The organism is Vibrio sp. 10N.222.49.C9 (genome assembly GCF_041474985.1).
In the GTDB taxonomy this organism is placed as follows: Bacteria; Pseudomonadota; Gammaproteobacteria; order Enterobacterales; family Vibrionaceae; genus Vibrio; species Vibrio crassostreae_C.
Genome location: NZ_JBFRVD010000403.1, coordinates 1 through 282, shown reverse-complemented (window position 1 = coordinate 282; position 282 = coordinate 1). Strand labels below are relative to the sequence as shown.

Here is a 282-nt window from a genome sequence, read left to right as displayed (position 1 = left end):
GCCTTATAAAGGCAAGGTTATTGCTGCTCTAATTGCCCTGTTTTTTACCGCAGGTCTGACGCTATCCGTAGGCCACGGTGTTCGCTTGCTCATCGATGAGGGCTTCTCCCAGCGCTCACTCAGCGATCTTGGTAGTGCGATTCAATTCATTGTTATTGTGACTGTCTGTATCTCCATCGGTACCTTCTTTAGATTCTATCTTGTCTCATCGGTTGGTGAGCGGGTCAGTGCAGATATTCGTCTTGCGGTGTTCAACCACGTTGTGACCTTGCACCCTAGCTA

General features: G+C 48.9%; 1 pseudogene. It reads left to right on the top strand.

Annotated features, from left to right (window positions below):
• A pseudogene (locus tag AB4585_RS23705) lies at positions 1-282 on the top strand (ABC transporter ATP-binding protein); the annotation flags it as partial.